The sequence below is a fragment of the Sinomicrobium pectinilyticum genome (assembly GCF_003725735.1).
Classification (GTDB): Bacteria; Bacteroidota; Bacteroidia; order Flavobacteriales; family Flavobacteriaceae; genus Sinomicrobium; species Sinomicrobium pectinilyticum.
The window spans coordinates 1-8,313 of the sequence record NZ_RJTM01000101.1; the positions used below are offsets into that span (position 1 = coordinate 1).

The 8,313-nt window shown below is 43.9% G+C and carries 8 protein-coding genes; 1 reads left to right on the top strand and 7 read right to left on the bottom strand.

Going from position 1 to position 8,313, the window contains the following annotated elements:
- The 6 genes from ED312_RS14470 to ED312_RS14495 form a co-directional block, all read right to left on the bottom strand.
- On the bottom strand, positions 1–454 hold a 454-nt coding region (locus ED312_RS14470; RefSeq protein WP_123216738.1), incomplete at its 3' end, for an ATP-binding cassette domain-containing protein.
- A 1-nt stretch (position 455) separates the two neighbouring features.
- Positions 456–1,397: an iron chelate uptake ABC transporter family permease subunit gene (locus ED312_RS14475; RefSeq protein WP_123216739.1), complete on the bottom strand. Its 942-nt coding sequence runs from the start codon at positions 1,395–1,397 to the stop codon at positions 456–458.
- Positions 1,394–2,386, bottom strand: a complete 993-nt coding sequence (locus ED312_RS14480) for an ABC transporter permease (protein ID WP_123216740.1) — start codon at positions 2,384–2,386, stop codon at positions 1,394–1,396. Before ED312_RS14480 ends, ED312_RS14475 begins: the two co-directional genes overlap by 4 nt.
- A 22-nt stretch (positions 2,387–2,408) precedes the next feature.
- On the bottom strand, positions 2,409–2,717 hold the full coding sequence (locus tag ED312_RS14485) for a cupin domain-containing protein (protein WP_123216741.1): 309 nt from the start codon (positions 2,715–2,717) through the stop codon (positions 2,409–2,411).
- Positions 2,718–2,820: 103 nt separating this feature from the next.
- Positions 2,821–4,080: a hypothetical protein gene (locus ED312_RS14490; RefSeq protein ID WP_123216742.1), complete on the bottom strand. Its 1,260-nt coding sequence runs from the start codon at positions 4,078–4,080 to the stop codon at positions 2,821–2,823.
- Between the two features lie 24 nt (positions 4,081–4,104).
- Positions 4,105–6,549: a TonB-dependent receptor gene (locus ED312_RS14495; protein ID WP_123216743.1), complete on the bottom strand. Its 2,445-nt coding sequence runs from the start codon at positions 6,547–6,549 to the stop codon at positions 4,105–4,107.
- A 230-nt stretch (positions 6,550–6,779) separates the two neighbouring features.
- Here ED312_RS14495 and ED312_RS14505 point away from each other — a divergent pair, with 230 nt between their 5' ends.
- A complete protein-coding gene (locus ED312_RS14505) occupies positions 6,780–7,787 on the top strand; it encodes a helix-turn-helix domain-containing protein (protein WP_123216745.1) in 1,008 nt (335 codons plus the stop codon).
- Positions 7,788–8,030: 243 nt separating this feature from the next.
- Here ED312_RS14505 and ED312_RS23825 read toward each other — a convergent pair.
- On the bottom strand, positions 8,031–8,313 hold a 283-nt coding region (locus ED312_RS23825), incomplete at its 5' end, for a hypothetical protein (protein WP_170164527.1).

Genomic DNA, 8,313 nt, shown 5'->3' on the forward strand with positions numbered 1-8,313 from the left:
GGGCCACTATCATCGCTAAAAATACAAGTTGGCGTTGTCCCCCGCTTATTTCATCGATATACGAATGCCGGAGGGGCGAAAGATCCATCATAGCAATAGCTTCCTCTATCTTTTCGTGATCCTCTCCATTCAAATGGCCCTGACTGTGTGGAAAACGTCCGAAAGCAATCAGTTCGGATACTTTGAGTTTCAGGTCAAAAACATTGTGCTGTTTGAGAAACGAGAGTTTTTTGGAAAGTGTTTTCAACGAATAAGTGCCCAAACCCTTACCATCAATGCTTATATTTCCCTGTTCGGGTTTTTCCAGGCCGGCGATGAGCGACAAAAGCGTGGATTTTCCGGCCCCATTAGGACCGATAAGGGAAACCACCTTTCCTGCAGGAACGGAAAGATTGATGTCTTTCAACACCGGATGCCGCCCGTATTTTTTACCTATCGAATGGATTTCTATCATATTATTTTCGAAGCTGTTTAATAATAAGGGCAAAAAAATAAACCCCGCCAAGTAAATTTATAAGTACGCTCAGGCTGTGTCTGTAATTCAGGATATGCTCTATGGCGAACTGGGCACCGGTCATCAATACCAATGCAATTCCGAATGCCAGTACGATGGTTCGTGAATGTGATGCCGTATTGGATAATCTATACGTGATACCGGAAACAAAAATACCGACAAAAGTAATCGGCCCGATCAGCGCAGTAGATACGGATACCAATACTGAAATAGCCAAAAGCTGTTTTTTAGCCATGTTATCATAGTCTACACCAAGTCCCATGGTATACTCCCGGCCGAGGTTAAGAAGGTCGAGGTACCTGAAATAGCGCTTTAAATACAGCAACAGGGTCAGCACGACCACCGAAGCGATAAGAAGGGTATTCGCAGACGTCCGTCCAAGTGAGGAGAACATGGCACTTTGCACATATCCGTATTCATTCGGGTCGATGGCCATTTGCAGAAATTGCGTTGTAGTACTGAAAAACATACCTAGCACCAAGCCGATCAAAAGAATATAGTATACGTTCTTCTTCTGATTGCGAAACAGAAAAACATACAGCACAAACGAGTATGCTGTCATAACGACCGTCGAAAAGACAAAGCCCCATACTTTTGACCGGAACAGTTCACTTCCGGAGCCCAATGTCATCAGCATCAACACTTGTGATAACACAAACAGATGTTCATACCCCATCAGTGAGGGAGTCAGGATCTTGTTTGCCGAAATGGTCTGAAACACAATAGTGGAATACGCCACGGTCAGGCTGACCAGTACCAACGTAAATAACCGTTCCAGTCTGCCTGTTATAATGAAACTTTCGGTAACAGTAGCGTCAAAGAACACAAACAACACCATCAATAGAATGGCTGTCAGACCTATGATAATTTCCTGTTTTCTCACCTTCCTCTTTTAATTAAAATGAACAGAAAAACCAAGGCTCCCAATGAACCTACAATCATACTGCCCGGTATCTCATAAGGAAAAATAATGGTCCTGCCGATGATATCACAGACCACGAGCGTTATCGCTCCGTAACAGGCCGTATAAGGCAGGTTTTGACGCAGATTATCACCATGTATAAGAGATACCAGGTTGGGGATAACCAAATCGATAAACGGTATGGAACCAACCGTTAGCATGGTTGTACTCACCATTATGGATGTGAGGATCAGCCCGACGCTGATTACTACCGGATAGTTAACGCCCATATTGGCCGTAAAATCTTTACCAAGCCCAACAATCGTAAAGCGATTGGCATATAAATAACAAATGACAAATAGCGGGATCAGGATATAGATCACTTCATATTGCCCTTTTAGTGTTTTGGAAAAATTCCCGATCATCCAGCTTTCCATGTTCTGAACCATGTTGAAATGCACACCGATTACATTGGCGAGAGCATTCAATGTATAACCGTACATCACCCCGAAAATTGGTATAAGTACCGTGTTTCGTTTCACAAAATGAGCTATGGAAAAAGTAAAAAGAGCGGTTAGAGAAAAACAAAAAAACACGCCAAAAACAAGTTTTGGCAGTAATCCGGATTGGGAAAAGAGCAGCAGGCCAAACAATATCCCCAACTTTGCCGCATCCAAAGTTCCGGTAGTAGTAGGCGATATAAATTTATTTTGAGCGAGTTGTTGGATGATGACCCCACAGATAGCAAGACCTGCCCCGGTCAGCACCAGCGTTACGGTTCGCGGAACGCGGCTGATCAGCAGGATCTCGTTATCGTGTGTGTCGGGACGAAACAGGTTTCTTACATCCAGCGGTTCTACACCTATAAACAGCGAAAAAACAGACACCAATACCAAACAAAACATCAGTACCGATAAGATCAGCACTTGATGGTATTCGGTATTTCGGGTACGTCCTGATCTTTTGATCATTCTTTCCAGACCTCGTAATAAATTATTTCGGCTCAAATAACATAAGGCTTACTTCTTCCGCGGCAAACGGTTTCTGAGCTACATTTTTGGGGATCACTACAAATTCACCGGTATTGACCTCCTGAGTATGCCCGTCGGCAAATTCGACAAACAATGTTCCGTTTACCACATAAAACAACTTGTCGCCATTGTTATGTCTGTGCATTTCAAACGCTCCTTTCAGCTTTATGATCCTGACCAAATGGTCATTTACTTGTGCAATTTCTTTTAAAACCCAATGCTTGTCAACCTTATCGACTTCCGATTGGAGGTTTACTTTGTGTATGTTCATTATATCCTTTTTTATTTGTATCAGTGCTATTACTTAAAATACCGAACCACGTAGATTTATCTGGAGCAAATAAAACCCGTGCGATTCTCTTGTAACCTATTCGTTATTCATTTGCTAACCGAATGAAACCGCTTGCTTCGCCACCTCTGGTTACATTAAAGGCAGGTGATGCGGTGTTATCCTCCAAATCGACCTTATAATATGCATTTATACCGTCTGGCCTGTTAATGACCCGCAAAAACACCTGATCGTCCACGACCTCCACATTACCGGTGGAAAGCCCGAATACCGTCAGGGGTACGTCTGTAATCTGCGTAGTGTTCTTCGTCTCGATATCAACAGCATAAAACCCATAGATATTCGTATTCAAATTGGGCAATAGGGGAGATGTTGCTTCTTGTGAAGCATCTATATACAATTTGCCGTTGAGTTCCCGGAAACTCCACAGGAGGGCTCCGTCGGGCAATCCCAGGTCACTGGTATTCAATTCCCAATTCGGGTCAAAATCGGTTTCTCCCGCTTTAATCCGGAAAATAAAAGAGTTCTGCTGTTGCATCACATTGGATTCGTCAAAATCCCACCCTACCGTCATGAAATATAGCGTGCCATCTTTTGCTTGTATCCAGGCGGGATATTCAGACACGGCGTAGCCATGATTTTTGGCTTTAGGATGCACGATTGTTTTCTCCAGTACTCCTGTCACAATATCAACAACGGCCAACGTGTATTTTCTGGTGTTATCGAGATTGCCACTACCATTTGTCCTCGAATAAGTCACACTTACATACAGCTTGCCTTCTTTTGCTGCTAAGGTTTGAATACCTGTAAACACATTGTTGCTGATATCAGTTCCTGTCTCAACGGCCGAAGAAAGATCGATCTCTCCGGTACGTTGCATGGTACTCGGATTAAATTTCTGAACCTTGGTCTTTCCACGATTTCCGTCAAAATAGAATCCTGTTGTTTCGTCTACCACGATGTGTTGTGCCGAAGTTCCGCATTTGATAAAACCGTTTTCTTCGAGTCTTCCGCTCGATGCCACACTATAGCGCAATATCCCGACCTCACCGGCTAAGTTGGCCCTGCTGAACACCCAATTTTTGTAATGCCTGAATCCGCCGAAGTTCCTGGCTTGAATGGAATATCCCTCAATATTGTCCACATCACCTGTTGGCATATCTGAATAAGTGGCATAATATCCGGAACCATCCGAAACCTGCCATTCCGCGGTCAGAAGCACATACTTTCCTGATGTACCTCCGTTATCATCATCTGTTACAGGAGCATCATCGTTACTGCATGATACCAATATTGCGGATGCCATCAGTAGAAATGCTCCTGTTTTTAAGAATTGCTTTCTCATGTTCTGTTATTTTAATGTTTAAGATTAATATTTCAGTATGTAATTAAATTTTAAGTGAAAACTCCGACCTGCGTTCTGGATTTTAAAGTTGTCATACACTTCCTTGTCAAACAGGTTCTTGCATTCTAAATTAACCGTCAATGGTAATGTGTTTTTGGGTTTCCATAGAAAACCCAGCGAATGAACCGTTTGTGACGGGATGATATTCGGGGCATCCACCTTTGCTTCTCCCCATAAACCCAGAAAACCATCGGGTTCCGCATTCCTGGGAATGTAATTCAGATAGAACTCGTGCACGTAGCTCATGTTGTAGTATGCCTGCACCCGGTCATTTGCCGAAAACACCTTTTCAAACTGTAACGACGCCCCGATATTGGAAAAGAAGTAGGGTGTATTCCGTAACCTGGCCCCTTCCAGGTATTGCATTAACGGAGCCTGAATGCGAAACAGGCGGTAATCCTGGTAGGTGCTGTTTCCATTGAGCGTCAACCAGGACCAGGGCTTAAACCGTACATCTGCTTCAAAACCTATTCCCCTGACCGATTCGACGTTTACATTTTGTGCAAATATCAGGTTGACCGGAACGGAAATAATAAGATCTTTTGTGACCCGGTAGAAACTGTTTAATTCTATATCCCACCTGTCATCCGGACTGGTTCGGAACCCAAGATTACCATTGGTGCTTCGCTCCGGCTTAATGTTGAAGTTTGACAATATGTACGAACCATTTCCCAATATTTCGGTCTGTTCGGGAAGACGGGTAGCCAACTCGACTGATAGCCGGAAATACGTACGGTTGGAAAGGTTCAATTTTACCGCTTCCGCCAACCCGAACCTGGAGGTCCTGGCACTGTTGGTTTTTTCATTCAGGTACCCGGTACCGGCATCAACTTCCTGTCCTTTTGTTTTTGCTTCATAATATTTAAGCTGGAACAGGTTTTCAATGCGTCTGTCTGCAAACTGTCCTTTCCAGCCAATCGTTCCGACAAGTTTGGTATAGTCTGCCGGCAGGCTTTGCAAATCGACCGGGTTCTCCCCAATACTGGTGGGGCCGTAGGGGTCCTTACCTTTACGATTATAGTCATTAAAAACAATATTCAAGGCTAAGGTGTGGTGAGGATTTATCCGATAAGTCAGCCCTGTTCTTGATGTCAGGTTGCTATAGGTAAGCTCAGCCATGGTCGGTCGCCCCGATTCACCCCGACTGTTTACATCTGTAGGAGGGTGAAAATTACCATACCAATCGTATGAACCGCGCAACGTGTCTGTTTGCTGTCCCTTTATCTTGCTGTATACCAGGAATTGGTCCATAGAAAACTTCTGGTCTGCAAATCCTTTCCTGTATCGTAATGTAGGAATAACAGGAGCGTTTTCCTGTGCGAAAGAGGCACCGAACGGCTTTTCCATCAATGCCGCAAACTGGTTATCCCTGCGGATGGAAAAAGCTGTAATGCCAAGCCGCAATTCGTCTGCCCACGAGAGATCGGTCAAACCACCGTATATTTCCGTATAGGCATGTCTGTACCGGTTGTGAAACAGCTTAACGCGCCGGGGAGATACGGTTGCCGTTTCAGGATCAGGAACACTAGCCGTTACTGTATAATCGTTGTCTGAGTAATTATAGAATGCATCCACTCCCCAGAACGTATGATTTTTAGCATTCGGATGTTTCAGATTCAGGGAAAGGCGGTGGGTATTGAACGATCCGATCTCATACGATAAGGCTACGGACCGGCTATTCTGCATCCTGGAAACCATATTGATGGCTCCGCCCAAAGCGTCTGCTCCGAGATCGGTAGGGAGCACTCCTTTATAAATTTCTACCCTTTCCAGCATATTTGCAGGAGTGGCGGAAATATTATAACCTGCCCCGAGATAGTCTGTGGGAATGCCATCTTTGAATATCTTGATGGATTTGCCCTGAAAACCGTTGAGCATGATATTGGTATTGCTTCCCAGCCCGCCTGCCTGTCGTACGCGTATACCGGCCGACCTGTTCATCAGCTCTACCAGGGTTACCGATTGTGCCCGGGCCTTTTTTGTATCTACGATTTCCGCTTTTACGATTTCATTCCGGGCTTTTTGATTTTGGGTTTGCCCTGTTACCGTCACTTCCGAAAGTTCTTGGGTGTCTTCTTCCAGAACAAACCGGACCTCGGCATCTTTACCCTTAGGCAGGTAAACGGTTTTCACCTGTATAGCTTTACCAATAAAACTTACCTGCAGCTGATATGTAGTGTTCCCCGGCAGGGAAATTGAAAAATGTCCGTTTTTGTCGGTAATCGCGTATTTCTTCTCAGCTTCCGGCCCCGATCCGTCTATCATCATAGTGGCGCCCATTGCTGCTGTCCCGTCTTCAAGGAATACATAACCCTTGATATAACTATCCTGCGATTGGCATAGTCCCTTTTGCAGAAAAAAGAGAAGAAAGAAGGGGAACAGGATATATCCGGTGTAAACTTTCCTCATCCGTCTACTTATTTAGAATTAATTTAAATTGCAGGCAAATTTACCTATCTTTGGATGCGGAAAAAGCAACAAGATGTACGCATCTTGCAATATTTAAGGATGAAAGCCCATGATGGGCACCTGCCTGCCGGCCAGGCAGGTTTAGCGAAAATGGTCGACGCCTCCCGATATTATCGGGATCGGGAAGATATAAACAAAGCTAAACCAATGGCTTATGAATTTATGTATCGATGAAAATTGAGGTAATAAACAAGAAAAGGAAAGAGCTTAGTGGAGTTATGGAGATTCCGGATGGTTACCCTGTGCCTGAGGGCAGGCAAATTATGGAATCGCAGGATTATCGAAAGGGAAAAGAATTTTATGAAGAAAGAAAATGTATACATCTGGATGGCGTAAATATCAACTTCTTCAAGAAGTCCTGGGCTCATCAACAGGAGGTTTCAGTACGGTCGGACGGCCCCTATATCCAGATGCATTTTGAGCTTTCGGGAGGAGCTGCATACTACCATCACAATGACACACAATTTACGGTGCCTACCGCCCAGGGGGAGTTTAGTATGTTCTATATGCCACAATTGGACGGTACCCTGATCGATCCTCCGTGTTCAAACGCTACGAGCCTGGAGATCGAACTTTCCCGGGCATGGTTACTGGAGCATATCGGGCACAGTCCGGTCACGGCATCAGATTTTGTGAAGGGCATCACTTCATCCCGTCCCACATTGCTCGGAGGGAAAAGCTATAGCATCACCCCTTTTATCTCTCATACCATAAACAGCCTCCGTAACTGCCCTTATACGGGAAACATCCAACGATTGTATACCGAGGGAAAATTATTGGAGTTGCTGGCCCTCCAGCTCCAACAGGCAGATACTACGGAAACAATGCCCCGTCGGCACGTTCTCACAAAACAGGATGTGGAACGCCTGCACTTTCTCAAAGAAAAAATAACGGCAGATCCTTCAAAAAGCTACACCATACAGGAACTGTCTTATTTGACTTTTATGAACCGCACAAAGATGCAGGCGGGATTCAGGGAGTTATTCGGTTGTACCATCCACCAGTTTATTGTTGAAAACAGGATGACAGAAGCATATCGCCTGCTAACGGACGATTATTCCAACCACTGGAACATTTCGGAAATAGCCCGTCGTGTGGGATACCGGTATTACAACCACTTTTCGATAGCTTTTAAAAAGAGATTCGGTGTTCCGCCGAGTTGGTTTTTGAAAAAGTAAAAAGTCTTCCAAAATCGTTTACCTTAAAGAAGTAATCAAGAAAGGCAATATTAGCTCATGACAAAAGAATTACTTGGAATAAAATTACCGGAGACATTCAGAGCTTGCAACACTTCGAAGAGCAGGGGTATAGGACATAAAAAATCACCCGACACATGTTCAGGTGATTTTTAAGCATAATTTAATCCTTCTGTCTTTTAAATGCTGTTTGGTAAGATACGATGAAGCCCACGCATTGGAAAACTATTGTTCCGGAATAAATTTATAACGTATTGTACCCCAGAAGATATATTCTTCTTCCTGAATTAAATCTGAAGGTGAACCCACAATAACAGGAAAAATATCTTCCTCGGTAATTATTCCAAAATCATTACTTTTTTCATATACCACTTCATTATTGTCTTTATCCGTAACAATAAGATAGGCGAGGTATTTTTTATACAAGTACAATTCCTTATTACCGTTCTGTACCTGTCCTATTAATATTTTCTTGTCCCCCTGGTATATGAATACATCATTTTTTTCC